Source organism: Peribacillus sp. P4_C12, assembly GCF_056402095.1.
Window position 1 is genome coordinate 1 of the sequence record NZ_JBFUIB010000035.1, and the last position, 20,421, is coordinate 20,421.

Sequence of the window (20,421 nt, forward strand, 5' to 3'; positions counted from 1 at the left end):
GTACAGGCGGGTATCCAGGTAATGTCCACTGTCCGTTAGATGAACTGTTGGAAAGTGAAGAAAAGCGCAAAAAATACTTGGAATCTGTTCAAACAAGAGGCCTAACTATCAGTGCATTCAGCTGCCATGGCAATCCCATCTCTCCAGATGAATCATTTGCCAAAGAAAGTGATGAAACGCTCATAAAAACAATCAAGCTTGCGTCCTTACTGAATGTCCCAATCGTCAATACATTTTCCGGTACGGCGGGTGACCACGAAGGAGCTAAATATCCAAACTGGCCTGTTGCGCCATGGCCGAATGAGTATACAGACGTTTTGAAATGGCAATGGGAAGAAAAGTTGATTCCTTATTGGAAAAAAACTGCAGCAATTGCTGATGAACACAATATTAAAATCGGACTCGAACTGCACGGAGGCTTTCTCGTTCACACACCTTACACTTTGCTAAAACTACGGGAAGCTACATCGGACGCAATCGGCGCTAACCTTGACCCAAGCCATCTCTGGTGGCAGGGGATCGAACCGGTGGGAGCCATCAAAATCCTTGGGAAAGCGGGAGCAATCTACCACTTCCATGCAAAAGACACATACTTGGATCAGGATAACATCAATATGTATGGCCTTACCGATATGCAGCCATATGGAAACATCCAAACCCGTGCCTGGAACTTTCGCTCGGTGGGCTGCGGCCACAGTCTTCAAGAGTGGTCCGACATCATGAGTGCACTTCGCACATATGGCTATGACTATGTCGTTAGCATTGAACATGAAGACCCGCTAATGTCAATTGAAGAAGGTTTTCAACGTGCAGTAACCAATTTGAAAACGGTCCTCATCAACGAAAGCCCAACTGATTTATGGTGGGTGTAATTTATAGCCGATAACGAGCAGCCTATCGTAGGTTGCTTTTTATTTTGGAATTTACGAGTAAATAATCGAAACTCACGAGTAAAATAGTCAATTTCACGAGTAAAAGGGCAAAATTTGCGAGTAAAGTTAAGTCTATGTTGAAAAGTCTAGGACAGATTGAATAAAAAAGAATGCCCCCGAACTCAGGGGCATCCTTTTGAGTCATCTCTGCCTAGGCGTATAATCCAACTCATTAAACAGTTCCCTCAATTCATCCAACGTTAGGTCGCGCCATTGTCCGAGGGCTAACCCATCCAAATGGATATTCATGATCCGAATTCGATGTAAATCGCGGACCTCATAGCCTAGCGCTGAGCACATACGGCGGATTTGTCTGTTCAATCCTTGCATTAATGTAATGTTAAACGTATATTTGTTCAACTGTTTGATCTTGCAAGGGAGTGTCTTCGTACCTAAAATCTCCACGCCGGATGCCATATCTTGTATGAAAGAAGAGGTTAGCGGCTTATCCACAGTTACGATGTATTCCTTTTCATGCTTATTCTCTGCACGCAGAATTTCATTCACGATATCACCATCATTTGTAAGCAGGATGAGGCCGCTTGAGTCTTTGTCAAGACGTCCAATATGAAAAACCCTTAGTGGATGATTAACAAAATCAACAATATTTCCTTTAATGTGTTTTTCTGTCGTACTCGTAATGCCTATTGGCTTATTCAGCGCAATATAGACATTTTGCTGTTCTACCTTTATGGGGTTACCATCAACCCGAACATCATCGCCTGGTTCAGCCTGACTGCCAAGCTCAGCAACAGATCCGTTAATCGTTACGCGGCCTTCGGCAATCCATTTATCCGCGCCTCGTCTCGAAGTAATCCCGGACTCACTAATATATTTATTGATCCTCAACTAAAGCACACCTTTACATTCAGATTTTCTTCTTTAAAGGATAACGTAAATCATGATGGATAGACAAGAGGGAAAGGCAAGAAAGCGTTCATGGATGCAAATTACCGAATGACTTTTACATGGACTTCGTGACAGCTTGAAGGTCCTTTTTCTTTTTACTCGTCAAGTAGACGCCAGTGAAGACAAGTAGCCCCCCAAGGATTTGGACGATAGTAATCGTTTGTCCTAAAACCAGGCTTAGAATGGCGGTAAAGACGGCAATCAGATTAAGATAAATTCCAGCCTGGCTGGCATTGATATGACGAAGCGAAATATTCCAGAAAATAAAGGAACCTACGGATGGGAAGATTCCAATATATAAAAGACCTGTGATTGCTGGGCCACTTAAATCAAAGTTCAGTCCAGAGCCAATGGCAAATGGAGCAACGAGAATCAAACCGAGAAATACAGAAACGGCTGTGGCTGAAATAATCGGAATGCTTTTCAGCTTTTTCCCGATTATTGAATAGAAGGTCCAAACGAGAATAGCCAGAATCATCAATAGGTCGCCTTTATTATAAGTGAGATGGAAAATTTCCAGGAGATGTCCTTTTGTTAAGACTAATAATACGCCGGATAATGAAATGATAAGGCCTAGTACATGATGGATTGAAATTTTCTCCTTTAACAGCAATGCAGAAAAAAGAACGATTAATGCAGGATTAATTGAATTGACAAGAGCAGCATTCATAGATGTTGTATAGGTCAGAGCCCAATAAAGGAAAAAATTATAACTGATGATGCCGAGTAAACCCATTGCTAAAAGTACTTTCCAGGCTTTCCATACACTCTTCCAATTTGGTTTTTCAATCCAATGGGCTAGTGGGAATAATAAGAAAACGGCAATTAGCCAGCGGGTAAATGTTAGTTGGATTGGGGAAAGTTCGGTCACAACGTATTTGCCAAATATATAATTGCCGGCCCAAAACAGATTGGCCAAGATGAGAAATAAGAGAATATAGGATTTTTTCATAAGGTAGCCTCTTTTCGAATTGAAGGAATATTCACTAAATATATCAAAGTAGAAAAATGTAAGCAATCTACAAAAGGAAGCAATTTAATAGAGGATCCTATGGATCAGCCATTTTAGCAGGATAATTGAGGAAGGATCTAAAGGGAATAATTATAATAGAAGAAAAGAACACTTTCATAACCGAAAATCACAAAGCTACATTGGTGTTACTACGACGAATATCGTCCAATATTTTCGTGAATTTAGAAATCCTCTAACATCAGTTATGGGGTTTGATACCATTGGGCAAAGTAAAGAGGAAAGTAACGCCACTGAATTAAATGAAATTGTGAAGTTTGCCTATACCGATGATGAACACATAAAAGGGATAAGTATAGATACTAATCACCAAAGTAGGTCTATTGAAGAAATGATTGAATTGTTTGGTACTCCAAGTATACAGCTTGTGCACAAGGCGATTCTATATCATGGTGAAAAATATGATGCTATTTTCTATTTTAATGATAGGGGATTGCTGCGGGAAATATTGATTAAATAGGGGGTTCAGCCGAACAGATCATCTGTAAAGTGGAGGTGATGCATATGCTGGAAAAAGGACAACTTCAATAAGGGGGGAAGCCTGTCCAAAGTGAGATTTAATTCATACATAAATTATTTGGAGTAGTAATTCATAAATGAAAAGTATATTGAGGTTCAATGATTCTAACCATATTTGTTAGAATCATTGAACCTTTTTTTATTATTTTTTTCCTTGTTCTCTAAATCTATTAAACTCTTATTTAAGCGAAAATCGCGCTGATTTCGGCAATTTCATCCATGGTTAATTCCACTTCTAACGCTTTTAAGTTGCGTGTGACCTGTTCTGGTTTTTTCGCTCCAGGAATTAGGACATCTATCGAGTGCCGAGTTAAATACCAAGCTAGTACTACATCAGCAACATCGGCATTTCTTCTGTTTGCTATCTCTCGGACTTCTTCTACTTTTTGCAGGTTGCTAACAAAGGCTTGTCCTTGGAAAAGTGGACTTTTTGCACGGCCATCCTCAAATGTCGAATCTTGAGAATATTTTCCACCGAGCAGACCGGAAGCAAGCGGGAAATAAGGTATAAAGGAAATATCATTTTCAGCTGTATAGGGCAGAAAATCTTGTTCTGCTTCCCGTCTGAATAGGTTGTACTCGGATTGCAGGACATCGATATAGCCGTCTTTATTCGCTTCCTTTAATTGCTCAAAGGAAAAATTTGAGACGCCGATTGCCTTGATTTTACCTGCATCTTTCAATTCCTTTAAGGCACCGACCGCTTCATCCTTTGGTGTATCTTCATCAGGGAAATGAATGTAAAATAAGTCGATATAATCGGTTTGGAGTCTTTTTAAACTAGATTCTACTGCGTTTTTCAGAAAAGCCGGAGAGTTATCTAATACGACTTTCCCATCGACAAATTTATGGGCCCCTTTTGTAGCAAGGACTACATCCTCGCGTTTGCGGGTCTTTTTAAGAATTTCACCGATAATTTCTTCTGAACGCTCTGGACCGTAAATGAAAGCTGTATCCCAAAAGTTAATTCCCTCATCAAGAGCAGTTATTAAGACATCTTTTCCTGTATCCTCACTTAGATTAGGAAAAAGGTTATGTCCGCCAATGGCATTCGTGCCAAGACCAATCGGATTCACATATAGATCTGTTTTACCAATTCGCGTTTGCTTCGACATATTACTAATCATCTCCTTTAGCATTATCATAACAAAAAGTGGCAGGTAAATACCAAAATAAAGAAATGTGAGTAGAGTGGGAACTGTTAAAAACTCTATCTTGAAAAAAAGCAGATGATTTGTACAAAATCATCTGCTTTCCTATTATAACGTTGCGCTTTCCAATTCCTCAGATTGGGCTGCTTGTCCGATCTGACTGAGTAGAAGGCCACTGGCAATTCCGACAAGAGCTGGGATGATCCATTCCATTCCGTATGAAGAAAGAGGAAGGGCATCACTAAACGTTTGTACGGGTCCTAATGGTAAGCCGAATGCGTTTAATCCATCTATTAGAGCAAAAACGCCGGTGAAGATCATTGCACTCCGATATACTTTTTTCGGGTTTTTAAAATGACGGCTGAAGAACGTTAAAACTATCAGGACAATTGTTAACGGGTAAGCCATCACAAGGAATGGTACCGATACTTTTAAAATTTGATTCAGACCCATATTTGAAAGAATGAAGCCGACAAGTGTTACAATCAGAATTAAGGTTTTGTAGTTGGCCTTGGGAATAAGATTTGAAAAATACTGTCCGCAGGCAGTTGTCAAACCGACTACGGTCGTGAAGCAAGCTAAGGTGAAAATAACGCCTAATAGAATCTTACCGCCTGTTCCAAGTAAAAGGGTGGATGCGACAGTCAGGATCTCTGTTCCGTTTTCAAATGAACCATCTGCTGCCATACGCGCTCCCATTACACCTAAGGAGATATAAACTAAAGAAAGCAATACGCCGGCGATGAGGCCTGCTTTTAATGTATATCTCGTCAATTGTTTCCGATCTGAAATCCCTCTTTGCTGTATCGAAGTAAGGATAACTATCCCGAAAGCAAGGGCAGCTAAAGCATCCATCGTGTTATAGCCTTCGATAAAACCTTTTGAAAATGCTCCTGTTGCATACGTATCAGTTGGAGCTTGGAATGGTGCATCAAGCTTTACAAATCCAACGACGCAGAGAATGACCATGGCCAAAAGCAGGGTAGGTGTAATCCAGCGTCCCATAAAAGTTTCCATTTTTTTAGGATTCAAAGAAATGACATAAACAATGGTAAAGAATACGGCCGTGAATAAGAATAGAAATAGGGATTGATTCATCGAGTCGCCAAGGTACGGCTTGAATCCCATTTCGTAGGCAACGTTTGCATTCCGTGGAATCGCAAGAAACGGTCCGATGCTCAAATAGATGACGACCATGAACAGTGTGCTGAATATAGGATGCACACGCGCTCCGATTGTTTGCGCCCCACCTTTAACAAGTGAAACGGCGAGGAGTACTAAAATTGGAAGGCCGACACCGGTGGCGACAAAACCTGCAATGGCGGGCCAGAAGGAAGTCCCGGAAGAAGCTCCTAAAAATGGAGGGAAAATAAGGTTTCCAGCTCCGAAAAACATCGAGAAAAGCATAAGGCCGATAAATAATGTGTCTGTTTTTTTCATGGTGATTTCTCCTTTTTTTTAAAATGATAGTACCCGTCGACTGGCCCAAAAAGGCTATTAAAAGTGTTATTTTGCAAATAAAAAACTCGCCCCTAATAATCAGGGACGAGTTTGTGCTCGCGTTACCACCCATATTCCGCGCTTCATAAGAAGCTACGGCACTCAGTCAACGTACGAATTCATACGTGATCCATTGTAACGGCGGAAAGCCCGTCAAAGCCTACTTCACTTTCAGCTTTGCATCTCAGAGATGATTTTCGGATAGGCCTTGGACATCGACTTCCACCATACGTCGACTCTCTGTAGAACAGGGTTCTTATCTTACTCTTTCTCTTCACAGATTTTATAATATATAGATAATTTAGCAAATTCTAATTATTAAGTCAACATAATTTGACAGTACAAATCGTCAAGAGCAGGAGATTAGTCCCCTATAATCGATCCTTCCTTTATTTGGAGATATTTATTGTGAAAAGAATCGGATATAACTCCCTATTATCTTTCTAACCGCATATATATTATAATAGAAGACAGAACACTAAAGGAGACAACATTATGTCTGAAAATAAAAAGTTAAGCCTGGCGGATGCAGTCAAACAAAAATTGGCGCAAAAGCAAGCGGGCTCAAGTCAAGATAAACTGGAAACTGGCGTTGTGAAAAAAACGAAACAGCTAAAAAGCCAGTTAACTAAAAAGCCAAATAATCAACGTAAGCGTACAGGGGTATAATCCCAATTTGTCAAAGGGCAATTACTGTTCGGTGCTTATCAGAGAGCAGTTACCTTTCATGAATAAAGGTACTGCTTTTTTTATATGAACTTTCAAATAAAAATTTATTATTATTAGGGAGAAGATTGTACTTTCGCTTGTAGGAAGTATTCAAGTGAAAATTATTTTCGTTTTTACCACTTATAGGTAGTTTACGGGCGGGATTTCTGGTAATTTAATGGTATAAGAATTGTTCCCTCCTACCTCTTCGGATATTGGTAAAACTAAATAAAACATATTTTTACAAAAGTAGAAATAACTCCTCGAGTCTTATATTAAATTCATTACAATTCTATTTGTTTCTGTTTTAAAATTGTAAGAGTCATGAAATGTTGTTACCATATTGTTTTGTTAAAATAATATTTTAAAGGTTTATAAATAATTTTCTTAACTAAAGGACCTATAAATCTCTTTTCATAGACAAAGTCTTGAGAATAGTTATTATTCGATTTTCATAAAGACTCCATATCGATGATTATCCTTTAATTGAAAATATGAAATATATCGGGGGAATAAAGATGGATGAACGACTGATTGGGAAAAAATACTATGAAACAATGATTGAGGATACACGCAATCATCCAATTCAAGCATTAGGTGAAATGTTTCTCGTGGAACAAAAAAAGGAAAGAGCGGATTTAACTGCAGTTCGGTTTGCTCAAGGAGAAGTATACTTCCAGCATCATGACTATGAAGCAGCCATTTTTAAGTGGGAAAACATAGAAGGTGAACTTGGTTCATGGGCGAAAAAGAATATTGCAGATGCTTATTTTGAACTAGAGATGTATTCGACCGCTGAGGATATATATAAATCCGTCAGTACGGATGAAGCGGTATTGAAAACGGAAGTCCTTCTACAGCTGTTCTCTCTTTACATAGTAGAATCAAGAAATGATTTGGCATCTAAAGTTGTTAAGGAAGCAGTCGACTTTCAACCTGATTACCCGAATGTCACCGCAATTGCACGCTCCTTTTTTGAAGAACAAAAGGATTGGAACAGTGCTGTAGTTTTAGCCGCGAATGAAAGTATCCGTACGGAATCAATGATTTGGTTTGATGTGCTGAAAACGTATATCCAGCAAGGTGTTGCTCAATCGATGGCTCCGGATTATTTCTCAAATGTTCTCGAGGCGTTATACAACCTTGATCAGGATCGCTTTGAAAAAATGACGGTTGCACTTTGGAAAAATTATAAATATACAGATTCCTACTTTGAATGGCTTAGAGTCATTAATAATTTGATAGATGGCATCGAATTACATCCAGGTGATGTATGGGATGAACTTTCTGTCTATTACCGGGATGCTTATGCCGGTTTGCTTGAAGGAACACACTTAATCAAAGATTTGAGTCCTGTTGTGCCGAGATTGTTGGAAAATTGGTTAAAAATCGCTGATGGAGAGCTTTCGTTATTTGCAGCGGCGTCCGTTCTGTCATGGAATGAAATTTTCCCTGATACAATTAATGCACTGGTTGTTCAGGATGCAGAAAGTCTGTTAGCAAAATCGCCTAAATTGGGAGGCGGATTGGAAGCGGGCGAAAAACTGTTCAATTCCATTATTCAGTGGGCTGAAGAGAATAACTTAACAGTTGGCAATAAGCTGAAATGGATGGTAGACGGACTTAAGGATACTGAAAATTTCAATCTTCTTCTTGTCGGAAGCACAGGCAATGGCAAAACATCCTTTATTCAGTCGCTCGCTGGAGAGAGTATTGCTGCCGAGGACCATTCGTCCCTTGTCAGTGTCAAAGATGGAGATAATCTGGAAATCTATGAAATTACAGATACAGATCACAAGGTCGTTGGTGAGTTAACTGAATTGGATGAAACACGCCGTCAGCGCGGAACCATTGTCGACGTGACCCTTATCAGTGACTACCTAAGAAATAATCGCCTGCGTTTACTTGATACACCAGGGTTCAATGGGGAAAAAAGTGTAGACTCTGATTTCCAAGGGTATTTACAGGGCAGCGATGGATTGATGTTTGTTCTCGATGCACGAGCTCCTTTCACCGGTAGTGAACGAGATTTGTTATTGGAAATTCAAATGATGGCACCGAAACTTCCGATTCATTTCTTACTAAATAAGATGGATACGATTTACAGTGACCAAGTGGCAGTCCGGATGGAAGATGAAACATGGGATAAAGTGAATGCGTATTTCCCGAACGCAAAAGTATTTGCTTTCTCCAAACTTTATGACAGCAAACAGCAGTTACAGGACCTTTCATCCTTCCTTGATTCGAATTATCAAGCTGATAATTGGAAGGAAAGAAGATCTGAGAAGATTCTTGCATTCATTCGCAAAACGTTATCTTACCTGCTAGAAAAACGGGCAGCTAATGAGCGGAAATGCGAGCACTCCATTTCTTGGAATGAGCAGATGGAAGTCAAATTGAATGGAGCCGTCAATCAACTGGCAGATTTGGAAAAAGAAAAAAGTGAAAATATCATAAGGTCGTACCGTTCAATTAAAGAAGAAGTGAAAAAACAGCTTTCTTCAAGAATCCCTGAATTACTGAGAGAATGTTCTAAATCATTAACGGAAAGTAGCGATTTCAGCCAAGTTCATATACAGTTGAACGAGGAAATGAATGAGCAGATTCAGGCATATATTTCAGACAAGATTATGCCGCAATATTATCGTTCTCTTCAAGACTGGATTGCTACATCTCAGTTGGAATTTACACAAATTCAACAGTTTATGGATGAAATGAGCGCAGGGTTCAATGAATTGTACAAAGAAGAGCGAATTACACTTGCCGGAGACTTTAGAGTTTTGGATGACTGGCGCCGTGATGCGGATCGGATGACAAGCAGTATCCGCATTGAAGACGTTAATATTTTACTACGCCGGACCCCATCGCAATTGCTGCTTAAAGGGGCAGGGAAGCTGTTTGGAGCGATTCCGCAAAATAAAGCTAATATGTACAACCGGTATAAGAAGTACCTAGAAAGTGAAGACTACCTGGATGTTGCAGAAATGATCAGTGACCGTTTCCTTACACAATTCGGATTGTTTGAAAAATCTTTGGATAGAGATATCTCACTTTTCTATCGCAGTTCATTTGCCTTACTTCAAAAGACGATAGAACAAACACAGACTGAAATCAAAGATCATCAGGCAGCACTGGAGCATATGAGAGAAAATCCGGAAGTATACCGTGACCCGATTACTCTGTTTGAAGTGAAACTACGTCAGTTAGAAAGACTTGAAAAGATCGAGAAAAAGCGTCTGGCTAAGCTACAAAGAAAATAAGTGTAACAAGAAACATTTTAAATATTCAAAAATCTATTGACTTTACGACTATATCCCTATAAAGTGGTAATTACGAAAAACGTAACACATTATATTCTCTYATCAAGAGTGGCGGAGGGACTGGCCCTAAGATGCCCAGCAACCGTTCCATTAGGAATTGGTGCTAAATCCTGCAAAACAGAAATGTTTTGACAGATAAGAGAGGGATAAGTCTGCAAATCAGCTGATTAAACCTCTCTATTCTAGAGAGGTTTTTATTTTGGGATTTACACCAACTTAATTGATAAGATTAATGATTGGAAAGTAGGAGGAACTAAAATGAGGAAGTCAATTTTTAAAAGGGTTTTCGTTTCGGTCATAGCTTCGGCTTTGCTTTTAACGGGCTGCTCTTCAGGACAAAGTTCAACAGAATCAAAGAAGGATGAAAAAGTATCCTTTAAAAATGTTCCAGAACGATTTGCAAAAGGGGAAGGTGCCAAAATCAAAGTCATTCGTAAAATTGGCGGAGATGATCATACGGCTCAATATTTAGCTGGAGCGAAGGAAGAAGGAGAAGCATTAGGTTTTCAAGTGGATACGTATACAGCAAATGGCGATACGGCTAAATTCCATGATGCAATCGCCCAGGCTTTACAAGAAGATTATGACGGCTATATTATCTCCCATGGTGATGATGCAGCAACAGTGAATGACGTTCAAAAGTTGGTTGATGCAGGAAAGAGCGTTGTTACATTCGACTCTATTAGCGACTTATCTAAAATTGACGGTGTGACCTTAACTTCACAGGATGATGAAGCATTGGCAACTCTGGCTTTTGATAAATTGATAGAAGAACAAAAAGGTGAAGCAGCGATTGCATACCTTTGGGTAGATGGTTTCCCGCCAATGGTGAGAAGAAATGCGGTGTATCAGGAAAAATTAAAAGAAAATCCTGGGATTAAAGAAGTCGAAAGATTCGGAGTAGCATCTGCAGATACTTCAGTTCAGACACAAAATGCGGTAGCCGCAATGTTGAATAAATATCCCAAAGGCAAACTAGATGCGATTTTCGCAACATGGGATGCATTCGCAATTGGAGCGGCTCGTGCGATTAAAGAAGCTGGCCGCGATGAAGTGAAGATATACGGAATCGACGTATCTAATGCTGATCTTCAGGAGATTCAAGCGAAAGGCAGTTCTTGGTCTTACACGGCAGCTGTCGATCCGAAATTGATTGGTGCAGTGAATATGAGGATTTTAGCAAAAAAATTAGCGGGTGAAGAAACACCGCAAACATATGACTTAGAAGCTTCACTTATTTCACAAGAGCAGATTCAAGCTTCAAAAGAAGCGGTCAACATGGCCAACTTGTCCGGTATTGTCGAAGGATGGGGAGTATCAACGGAATTTGAAGAAGAATGGATGAAAGTATTGAAAGATCATTATAAAAAGTAAAAAACAGAGTCAGTAGACACTCTCTTTCTAGTGAAGAGAGTGTCTGTTTAATAGGGGGAATGGGCATGAGCACACAACTAGAAATGAAAAAGATATCGATTGAATTTCCGGGAGTAAAGGCGCTTAGTGAAGTTGATTTTTCAGTACAATCAGGGACAGCCCATGCAGTGGTCGGCGCAAACGGAGCAGGGAAATCTACGCTAATGAAGGTCTTATCGGGCGCTCATGCCCATTATACAGGTGAAATTTTTCTGGATGGAAAGAAGCAGGATATCCGTTCACCGAAGGCTGCACAGGAACAAGGTATTCAAATTGTTTATCAGGAAGTAGATACGGCACTCATTCCTTATTTAACTGTTGGGGAAAATGTAATGTTGAATGATACGGTGCAAAACATGGGCAAAAAACAAATGGTCCATTGGAAAGAGTTGCATAGAAAAGCCACTTATATCCTGGCAGAGATGAAAATTGGTGTCTCTTCGAAAAAGCTGGTAAGAGATCTTACCTTGGCTGAAAAACAGATGGTTCTGATTGCAAGAGCAGTCTCGACTGAATGCAAATTCCTGATCCTCGACGAACCAACTGCTCCGTTAAGTTATACGGAGACGACAGAACTATTTCGAATTGTAAATGAATTAAAGCAAAGAGGCGTTGGCATCATATTTATTTCCCATCGTCTTCCAGAGATTTTTGAAATTTGTGAAGAAATTACGATTATGAGGAATGGGAAAAGTGTTGCATGCCGAGAAGTAGCGGATATTACTCAAAACGAAGTGGTCGAGGGAATGCTTGGGAAAACAATGGATGAACAGTTCCCTGTTGTAAATGCTGCGATTGGTGAAGTTGTTCTGGAAGTGAAGGGACTGTCAGATGCCGAAAAAGTTAAAAATGTTAGCCTTCATCTAAAAGCAGGAGAGATTGTTGGTTTGGCAGGATTGGTTGGAGCAGGGAAAACAGAGCTATGTAAAACCCTATTCGGTCATACTGCTATCACAACAGGGGAAGTCGTGATGAATGGTAGAAAGCTTTCATTGAAAACACCGCATCATGCAGTAAAAAGTGGTCTGGCACTTGTACCGGAAGAACGCAGGAAAGAAGGCATTCTTGTTCAGGAATCAGTTGCAACGAACTTGACTGCAGCAAGTATCGGGAAATTCAGCAAGATATTCAGCTTTGTAGATCGTAAGGCGGAAAAGAAAAAAGCGAAGGAACTTATTACGAGTCTTGGTATTAAAACCCCTTCAGAGGAAGCTAAGGTTGAAAACTTGTCAGGTGGTAATCAACAAAAGGTCGCTATCGGAAAGTGGCTGATTGCTGATGCAAATGTATACATATTTGATGAACCTACAAAAGGCGTCGATGTAGGGGCAAAGAAGGACATATTTGAATTGATTGCCCAACTTGCCAGAAATGGAAAGGCAATTATATATGCATCATCTGAGTTGTCTGAAATCATGGGTATTACTAATCGAACTTATGTGTTATATGGTGGAAAGACAGTCATCGAATTAGAGACAAGCAAAACCAATGAAGAAGAATTACTATTCTACTCAACAGGAGGCAAATAGGATGAGCACACCGATTCCTGTTCTCACACAGACAACAAAAGCGAAGAAAAAAGTAGACTTATTCGACTTTTTCTATAAATACGGCACAATCTTGACGATTATTATTTTGGTTGGGATATTTGCCTTTTCAAATCCATCTTTCATTCAAGCTAATAATCTAATTAACATTCTGCGTTCTATTTCAATCGTGACCATCATTGCGATTGGAATTACGATATCCTTAACTGTGGATGGTTTTGACCTATCCGTTGGTTCTGTAGCATCATTGGCTAATGCGATCGTCATTTCGATGTTTGTTTGGTTTTCGCAGGATACCCTGATTGCGATATTAGCTGCAATCGGTGCGTCGCTTGTAGTAGGAGCATTAAATTCATTCATGATTGTAAAATTGAGAATTCCTGACATGCTGATGACATTAGCGACCATGTTCATCATCCAAGGGATTGCCCTTACCTATACAAAAGGAGCAACGGTTTCACAAAATATGGTCATGCCTGATGGAACGTTCGCTGAAGGACTGATCAGCCCATTTTTCGCTAAGATTGGACAGGTCCCTTGGATTATTCTGATCATGGCAGTCATTGTGATAGCTACCCATATCTTTTTAACTTATACCAAGCACGGTCGTTATATGTACATTATTGGGGGAAATAAGGAAGCTGCCAGACTTTCTGGAATTTCGGTAAATAAATACAAAGTACTGGCCTATCTCCTTTCGGCTCTCTTTGCCGCAATCGGGGGAATTGTTCTTGCTTCCCGCGTCATGACATCCGAAATCAATTCCGGGTCTCCTTACTTAATGGATGCTGTTGCAGCAGCATTTATTGGTTCATCCGTTCTAGGAGCAGGGAAACCGAATGCCTTCGGAACCTTCATCGGTGCAGTCCTGATTGGAATCCTTCAAAACGGACTGATTATGATGTCTGTCCCATACTACGCGATGGACATCGTTAAAGGAACCGTACTTGCCCTTGCGCTAGCGGTTACCTATTATAAGCAAAAACACTAGACTTATGTGTGAATGACACCTTATTTTTCATTGTAAAGTAATCCGCAAAACGTTAAATATACCAGAATCGTTACCTATTAAATGAAACAGTTCTGGTATATTTTTATTTAGGATTATGCATTTCCAAAACTAATCCCATCATAATTTTCTTCCTAAAAAACTCCAAACACTCTGATCGTCTGATGTACCTCATGTGTTAAATCACTTTCTTTCGAAGATGCTTTTTTCATTCTCGTTCTTTTAAAAAATAGAAACTTGTTATTTCAGGTTCTGTTTAAGCATTCTCCTATTTAAAGTTTTGGATTTCCTCGTTGCCTTTGAATTTGTTATCTGCCAATATGCTGATTTCTTCAATATGGTTTCGGGCTGTTTCATCGCCTAATTTATAAATGATGGCGTACAGCTTTTTCGTAGCTTCATCGTATTTATCATTTGCCCGGTCATGATGATAGAGAAGATATGGTACATGAGAACGGGCATATGACTCCAAGTCATCTGTTCGATGTTCCTCTAGGCATTGCTTTAATTCTGCTAGTTCTTCATCTGTAGCGTATATAGTAAAGCTTGGATTTTCCTCAAGTTTTTTTCCTAGTACATCGCCGCTGACCAAATCCACATGATAGGTCTGTTTTTCCTACAACATTTTTTCTTCACCCTTTCAAGCGTTTATCTATGATGTACCACTATTTGTAAAAATATAATCATAAAAGTGAACATTCTCCATAATAAATCGATAGAGATAAAGATGTCAGATATTTCTTGTGAAATCGGGTAAGATAGATTTATAGAATAATATGGAAGTGTATGTGTATTCAGTAAAAGTGAGGAGTGACTTTTTGAAGAGATTACTCATATTTATTTTAATGATGGCATTAATTGTTTCAGGCTGTACCACCAGGAATTACGATTCCAACATGGAGCTAGGAAAAAGTCAGGTGGAAGAGGCAAATTATTTAGAGGCCCATGAGGCATTTGAATTAGCGTATAAAGAAGACCAAACAGGGGAGATGAAAGAGTTAATGGAACTTTGCGTCCTTTTGGCAGATGGAATGAAGAAATACGAGGAACAAGATTTTGAGGCGTCTCAAGTGTTTTTTGAAGAAGCTGCTGCATATAAGGCAAATTATGAGAAAAGTAAACTCATGGTACAAAAGGCAATTGGAATGTCCTCAGAAGCTGGAGAAGCCAGTGCAGAGCCAGTTGAAGACACTGACGCAGAGCAATCGAGGGATGAGTCTGAAGACCCAGTTATCGAGTCAGAAGAAGAGGATAAGCCAGTGGAGGCCCCCGCCACATCGAAGCTAGCTGATAAAGGAAATCACGAGAGTAACAAGGATTCAGATAAGACATTGACGAAAGCTCAGGCGGAAAATCTTGTGAAAGACTACGCTGACATGGAAAACTATCCTCAGCTTCAAATTCAATATGATCGTGAAGATGAAAAGGGAGATTACATATTCCAAGTGTTTGAAATGGTCAATGACAGTAAGGGAAGTGGGCATAAGGCTACTTGGGGTTGGTATGGCGTGAATAAGAAGACAAAAGAAGTCTATGAGCTTATGTAAGAAATAGAATGGATGAAAAAGGTGCCTTGTTATTTGAGGCATCTTTTTTTTTCGTAATGGGAGGTAAGAAATCTCAGAGCTATTAACCAGTCAATATTGTTCTTTTTTCGGTCAAATCTACATTCATTTTATCTTTTTTGTAAAAAGTTTGCCGTATTCTTTATTTCTTAAGAATTTTTTAATAATTACTGTTTATGATGGAGCCAAGTAAAGGACTTTCATAGGAGGGATAAAGGATGGAGAATTATAATGGGGATGAGCAAGTTCGGGTGAAAGCTGAACCGAAAAAGGGCAAGTCGCTTTGGTTAACTAGTCTTGTTTCTGGAACTGTTGCTTCTATAGTTACATCTTCTGTATTTGTATTTGGCGGAGATTTTATAGATGCAGAGAAAAATACAGTGACCGAATCATCACAAACTGCAGGGGCAGAACAAACCGAGAGCGTGGAAAAGAATAAGAGTATAAATACAGAAAAGTTATCGACAAGCACAGATTCAAATGAAAGAGCAGATATGGTTGAATCAGCTTCAAAATCGATTGTAGGTGTCGTAAATTTACAAGAGATGCAAAATCAGAACCCATTCCAGCAGCAAAGCACGGAGAGCGAAACTGTTGAGAGCGGCACGGGGTCAGGAGTTATTTATAAAAAAGATAATGGTAAGGCCTATATCATCACGAATAATCATGTTATTGAAGGTGCTAAGGAAGTAGAAATTTCATTGTATGATGGACAAAAGGCAACTGCAACAGTTGTTGGTGCAGATGCTTTAACAGACCTAGCGGTTTTGACGATTAATGCCTCGGTAGCACCAGAGGGAATTAATTTTGGAGATTCAGATAGAATGCGTCCAGGTGAAGAAGTTTTGGCCATTGGTAACCCTCTCGGACTTGATTTCTCACGTTCGGTTACGCAAGGAATTGTAAGTGCAACTGGGCGTTCCATATCAGTCGATACATCTGACGGAGAGTGGGAACTTGATGTCCTTCAAACAGATGCGGCAATTAATCCTGGTAACAGTGGAGGTGCATTAATCAATACTGCTGGTGAAGTAATAGGCATAAACAGTTTGAAAATTTCTGAAAGCGGTGTGGAAGGCTTAGGTTTCGCTATACCAAGTAATGACGTAATACCGATTGTAACGGAACTGATTGAAAATGGAAAAATCACGCGGCCATATTTAGGGGTCAGCTTGGCGAACACAGAAGAACTGCCACAGTATTACCTTCAAAATGTCCCTGAAGCTGCAAAGTCAGGTGTAATGGTAACGGGTATAGAAACTGGATCGGCGGATGCGAATGGAGGACTTAAGCAACAGGATATCATTGTGGAGATTGATGGAACGAAAATTAGTACCTCTGCTGAATTAAGGAAATACTTATACACAGATAAGAAAATCGGCGATAAAGTAAAGGTCAAAGTGTATCGAGGTAATGAAGAGAAAACCTTAACGATTACGTTACAAAATTCATAAAAAAAGAGAAATGACTCCTGAGCAATTGGCAGGAGTCATTTTTATAGCTAATGAGTCGATAAAATATTTGGGTAAATAATAAAAAATAAATAATAGTATAAAAAATGGATATTATCGGAAAAATAGGTAGTGTATTTTAACTATTTGGTTTATTTTCCATATAGTCTTGAATACCTAAAAGTGAGTTGTAATAACTTTAATTTGTCAAGGTTTTCATTGTGAATATATTGAAAATTATAAAAAGTTTGACAAATTTGTGAAATGTAATAAAATAGAAAGAAAGGGGATGAAATAATGGAAGCTAATCAGAAGATGTTAGATGCAGTGAAGTGGGTATCAGGCACAGGTTGTGTAATCGGAATTATTATTTTTGCTTTAAGTTTATTTGTAAGCGATTACAATAAGGATTATATATTAACTGCTGTTGGAATGGCCATTACATTAAGCGCAGCTGCCATTTTCCTAGTTGGTATATTTTTTGTCCTGACAGAAGAAATGGTGATGAACACACATAAGGGTAAAACAGTTGTACCGGAAACAACTAAAATCATAAAAATAAATTCAAAAGTTAAAACAAAAAGAAGTACCGAGTTCAGTAACTAAAGCAATGAATAGAGCGTAATACCGTTTTCGTAGATGGCTTTCTTATCATCAGATTCACAAGCATGCATGAACTAATCTAGTTGTTCACCTGCTTGCAGGAATGAAGCTACTATAAGGACTATCATTCCTGTTCTCAAAGAAAGGTCATATACATCAACACCAAGAGCAACGGATGTAAGAACCATGGAGAATATGAACCCCATAACATGTCCACGTGGAAATAACTGTTTCATACTCAAATTTCCTTTCAGGTAGATGAAGCTACATCCGGAATGCTAGTGAAGAATCAGCTGTCGGTATGATAGTGAAGTTGTATTCTGGAACTGGGAACAGAGAGTAGCCCACTCTAGAGAACGTGTATTCAAAGGATCGCTTGAAATATTTCTTGGGCATGGCAGTAGGTTGTACACGATTAAAGCGTAACCAACTAGTTAACAAATGCTCCAACAATGAAAGCATATTCAATGATCCAAATCCAGTTGATTTAGAATATGTGTACATACAACATGGCTTGGCCATCCACATCAAACTCACTACATTCCTGAATGAAAAGTTCTAACTCTACATTCTGAACTCTGAACTATACCACGAAAAATGGACACTTTAAAAAGGTCCATTTTTCGTGGTTTTTCTATGTGCATATAATAAAAGAAACAAAAGGGATGCAGTTGTCAAAATTGGATATTTAAGTAGTGAGTTTCCTTTATTCAGGTGGAGGAATTCCAGAAAAGTGAATGGACTAATGCGCTTGAAGTAACATGTGGGGAAACGGCCTGCCCCCTGGTCACTTTATAAATTTTGAGGTGTGAAAGGATATCCCTTTTTCATGCCCCATTCATATTTACAAAACACAAATAGCCTACTCCCGCAAAAATAGGAGGACAGGACTAAACAGCAGTTTAGGAAAAGTAATACTGACAGGGCAATAAGTATTGCGAGAAGAAGGAACCTGATTACCAATATTTTATTATTGTTCTTAAATAAGATTAACCCTGTTATAGAGCAAAGTAGTACAAGTGTGCCTGTGATTAGTCCTAATATAATGTATACGACTTTCCCCCATTTTCCTTTCCCCTATTTTAACCAAGCCTATTAGAATGGCTAAATGTGCCACAGCAAATGTCCTAGAAAGGCATTCAAGTAGGCATCATAAAGGATCAAAATGTTCATTTCACACTCTTTGTTTCCTTATATATAATGGCAAGTGTTGTACGACAAGGGTAATGAAGCAGGGAAAACAACATCATATACAATGCCGTTACCGAGTCCATGGTCGAGTGAGAAAAATTCGTTTTTAATCCTGGATACCATCAACATCCATTAACGATTCCATCGATAGCTATCTTCTTAACAGGAGAGGTAATAAAACTTGAATATTCAGTAATTTAAATCCAGTCTTGAGGTAATGTACGAGGGAGAATATAATGTGAAAATTCATTATATTAAAGTAACATTAAATGGAAAAAGAACCGGGAATACTTGCAAATCCTTCACTAATAAGTGAATTCTCCGTAAGTAAGATATTAAACAATTATTATATTTCATTTCATAAAGATTTTCGAACATTTCAGTTCAGTTACCATCTTCTTACTGCTCTTTCATGAACTTTATGTGACAGATGTCACTTTGTATTGTCTTTTTATACACTTGGGATTAATATTGGTATGTCGGGGTTTGTGAACATGGTAACACTTTGTCCGAATAATTACCAATAGGAATTTTATTATGTAAGAAAGGGGTAGTACTATGAAAATAAAATGGGCTTTATTAACTATACTTTTTACTATTGCCACTGTGCTAACCGGTTGCGATAACCCATTAATGGTCTTGGACCCTAAAGGGCCAGTAGCTGCAACACAAGCAGATGTTATTATGATTTCGATATGGACAATGGCCTTTGTCGTTCTTGTCGTTATTGTACTGTATATCTTCATGATAATGAAATATCGTGCATCCAAACAGCGTGATGATTATGAACCACCTCATATTGAAGGAAGTAAGGTTCTTGAAATAATTTGGGTTGCGATCCCAATTTTAATCGTCGCTTTCCTATCAGTTGTTACTGTTAAAACAACAAATGAAGTTGAGGCAACACCTAAAGGATACCAAGAGCAAGAACCATTAGTTATTTACGCTTCATCTTCTAACTGGAAGTGGCATTTTAGTTATCCGGAAGAAGATATTGAAACAGTTAACTATCTGTTTATACCGACTAACCGACCAATTGAATTTAAACTTTATTCATACGGACCAATTGCTAGTTTCTGGATTCCGCAACTTGGAGGACAAAAATACGCGATGTCGGACATGGTAAACACGTTGCACTTAGCAGCTGATGTTCCAGGAGATTATATGGGTCGAAATTCAAACTTCAGTGGTTCAGGTTTTGCTCAGCAAACGTTCAACGTTAAGGCAATGCCTACAAAAGAATATGATAAGTGGGTAGATGAAATTAAAGCTACTGCTGAACCGATTACTGAGGAAAAATTCAATAAATTATTAGAACCTGGTCATGTGGGACAATCCACTTACACTGGAACTCACTTAGAGTTTTCTCCAGCTCCTGAAGGGGAACATGCTGGTCATAGTATGCACGGATCATCTGATACTGAAAAAACTGATTCTGAGAAATCCGATGAATCCACCAAAGATTCACACGAGGAACATTCAGAACACAGCAACATGAATCATTAAGAATTAATCTCACTCGATAAAACAACTAGGTTTACACAAGGAATATTTTCCTGAAAGGAGTCACAAA

The 20,421-nt window shown here is 39.0% G+C and carries 18 protein-coding genes, 1 pseudogene, 1 riboswitch and 1 other annotated feature; of the genes and pseudogenes, 11 read left to right on the forward strand and 8 right to left on the reverse strand.

Annotation, left to right across the window (positions count from 1 at the left end; genetic code table 11):
• A partial coding sequence (locus AC1DUW_RS08700) for a sugar phosphate isomerase/epimerase family protein (protein WP_477642356.1) occupies nt 1-872 on the forward strand: 872 nt, incomplete at its 5' end.
• A 201-nt stretch (nt 873-1,073) separates the two neighbouring features.
• On the opposite strand, the gene rluF is transcribed toward AC1DUW_RS08700, so the two are convergent.
• Entirely contained in the window at nt 1,074-1,781 is a 708-nt protein-coding gene (gene rluF, locus AC1DUW_RS08705) for a 23S rRNA pseudouridine(2604) synthase RluF (protein ID WP_053344285.1), read from the reverse strand.
• A gap of 115 nt (nt 1,782-1,896) precedes the next feature.
• The gene (locus AC1DUW_RS08710; RefSeq protein WP_053344286.1) at nt 1,897-2,793 is read right to left on the reverse strand and encodes a DMT family transporter; all 897 of its coding nucleotides are present in this window, start codon (nt 2,791-2,793) and stop codon (nt 1,897-1,899) included.
• 265 nt (nt 2,794-3,058) lie between these two features.
• Between AC1DUW_RS08710 and AC1DUW_RS08715 the strand changes: the two genes are divergently transcribed.
• Complete coding sequence (locus AC1DUW_RS08715; RefSeq protein ID WP_053344287.1) at nt 3,059-3,331, forward strand: hypothetical protein; 273 nt, start codon at nt 3,059-3,061, stop codon at nt 3,329-3,331.
• A gap of 241 nt (nt 3,332-3,572) precedes the next feature.
• On the opposite strand, the gene AC1DUW_RS08720 is transcribed toward AC1DUW_RS08715, so the two are convergent.
• Both AC1DUW_RS08720 and brnQ read right to left on the reverse strand, forming a co-directional pair.
• Nucleotides 3,573-4,505 carry an aldo/keto reductase gene (locus AC1DUW_RS08720; protein WP_053344288.1) on the reverse strand — a complete coding sequence of 311 codons (933 nt, stop codon included), beginning with the start codon at nt 4,503-4,505 and terminating at the stop codon, nt 3,573-3,575.
• A gap of 144 nt (nt 4,506-4,649) precedes the next feature.
• Nucleotides 4,650-5,981 carry a branched-chain amino acid transport system II carrier protein gene (gene brnQ, locus AC1DUW_RS08725; RefSeq protein ID WP_053344289.1) on the reverse strand — a complete coding sequence of 444 codons (1,332 nt, stop codon included), beginning with the start codon at nt 5,979-5,981 and terminating at the stop codon, nt 4,650-4,652.
• Nucleotides 5,982-6,079: 98 nt separating this feature from the next.
• Nucleotides 6,080-6,328 (reverse strand) — a binding site (T-box leader).
• A gap of 208 nt (nt 6,329-6,536) precedes the next feature.
• Here brnQ and AC1DUW_RS08730 point away from each other — a divergent pair.
• The 5 genes from AC1DUW_RS08730 (at nt 6,537) to AC1DUW_RS08750 (ending at nt 14,020) form a co-directional block, all read left to right on the forward strand.
• A complete protein-coding gene (locus AC1DUW_RS08730; protein ID WP_162878730.1) occupies nt 6,537-6,710 on the forward strand; it encodes a hypothetical protein in 174 nt (57 codons plus the stop codon).
• 557 nt (nt 6,711-7,267) lie between these two features.
• Nucleotides 7,268-10,009: a GTPase domain-containing protein gene (locus AC1DUW_RS08735; RefSeq protein ID WP_053344290.1), complete on the forward strand. Its 2,742-nt coding sequence runs from the start codon at nt 7,268-7,270 to the stop codon at nt 10,007-10,009.
• A 96-nt stretch (nt 10,010-10,105) separates the two neighbouring features.
• Nucleotides 10,106-10,211: riboswitch (SAM riboswitch) on the forward strand.
• A 116-nt stretch (nt 10,212-10,327) separates the two neighbouring features.
• Entirely contained in the window at nt 10,328-11,443 is a 1,116-nt protein-coding gene (locus tag AC1DUW_RS08740; RefSeq protein ID WP_053344291.1) for a sugar ABC transporter substrate-binding protein, read from the forward strand.
• Between the two features lie 65 nt (nt 11,444-11,508).
• Complete coding sequence (locus AC1DUW_RS08745; RefSeq protein WP_053344292.1) at nt 11,509-13,011, forward strand: sugar ABC transporter ATP-binding protein; 1,503 nt, start codon at nt 11,509-11,511, stop codon at nt 13,009-13,011.
• Nucleotide 13,012: 1 nt separating this feature from the next.
• Complete coding sequence (locus AC1DUW_RS08750) at nt 13,013-14,020, forward strand: ABC transporter permease (RefSeq protein WP_053344293.1); 1,008 nt, start codon at nt 13,013-13,015, stop codon at nt 14,018-14,020.
• A 286-nt stretch (nt 14,021-14,306) separates the two neighbouring features.
• On the opposite strand, the gene AC1DUW_RS08755 is transcribed toward AC1DUW_RS08750, so the two are convergent.
• Nucleotides 14,307-14,636, reverse strand: a complete 330-nt coding sequence (locus tag AC1DUW_RS08755) for a hydrolase (protein ID WP_477642357.1) — start codon at nt 14,634-14,636, stop codon at nt 14,307-14,309.
• A 220-nt stretch (nt 14,637-14,856) separates the two neighbouring features.
• Here AC1DUW_RS08755 and AC1DUW_RS08760 point away from each other — a divergent pair, with 220 nt between their 5' ends.
• The 3 genes from AC1DUW_RS08760 to AC1DUW_RS08770 all read left to right on the forward strand — a co-directional run bounded on the left by AC1DUW_RS08760 (nt 14,857) and on the right by AC1DUW_RS08770 (nt 17,660).
• On the forward strand, nt 14,857-15,585 hold the full coding sequence (locus AC1DUW_RS08760; protein ID WP_053344295.1) for a COG3014 family protein: 729 nt from the start codon (nt 14,857-14,859) through the stop codon (nt 15,583-15,585).
• A gap of 236 nt (nt 15,586-15,821) precedes the next feature.
• Nucleotides 15,822-17,057: a S1C family serine protease gene (locus tag AC1DUW_RS08765; protein WP_477642358.1), complete on the forward strand. Its 1,236-nt coding sequence runs from the start codon at nt 15,822-15,824 to the stop codon at nt 17,055-17,057.
• Nucleotides 17,058-17,351: 294 nt separating this feature from the next.
• Nucleotides 17,352-17,660, forward strand: coding sequence for a hypothetical protein (locus AC1DUW_RS08770; protein WP_053344297.1), 309 nt, complete (start codon nt 17,352-17,354; stop codon nt 17,658-17,660).
• A 71-nt stretch (nt 17,661-17,731) separates the two neighbouring features.
• Here the strand turns inward: AC1DUW_RS08770 and AC1DUW_RS08775 are convergent, their stop codons facing one another.
• The 3 genes and pseudogenes from AC1DUW_RS08775 to AC1DUW_RS08785 form a co-directional block, all read right to left on the reverse strand.
• Nucleotides 17,732-17,893 (reverse strand): cytochrome C oxidase subunit IV family protein, encoded by a 162-nt coding sequence (locus AC1DUW_RS08775; protein WP_235566005.1) that lies wholly within the window; start codon nt 17,891-17,893, stop codon nt 17,732-17,734.
• A 28-nt stretch (nt 17,894-17,921) separates the two neighbouring features.
• Complete coding sequence (locus AC1DUW_RS08780; protein ID WP_477642359.1) at nt 17,922-18,161, reverse strand: hypothetical protein; 240 nt, start codon at nt 18,159-18,161, stop codon at nt 17,922-17,924.
• A 668-nt stretch (nt 18,162-18,829) separates the two neighbouring features.
• Nucleotides 18,830-18,999, reverse strand: a pseudogene (locus AC1DUW_RS08785) (nucleoside recognition domain-containing protein); the annotation flags it as partial.
• Nucleotides 19,000-19,406: 407 nt separating this feature from the next.
• Here AC1DUW_RS08785 and qoxA point away from each other — a divergent pair.
• Nucleotides 19,407-20,354 (forward strand): cytochrome aa3 quinol oxidase subunit II, encoded by a 948-nt coding sequence (gene qoxA, locus AC1DUW_RS08790; protein ID WP_053344298.1) that lies wholly within the window; start codon nt 19,407-19,409, stop codon nt 20,352-20,354.
• Nucleotides 20,355-20,421: the final 67 nt, after the last annotated feature.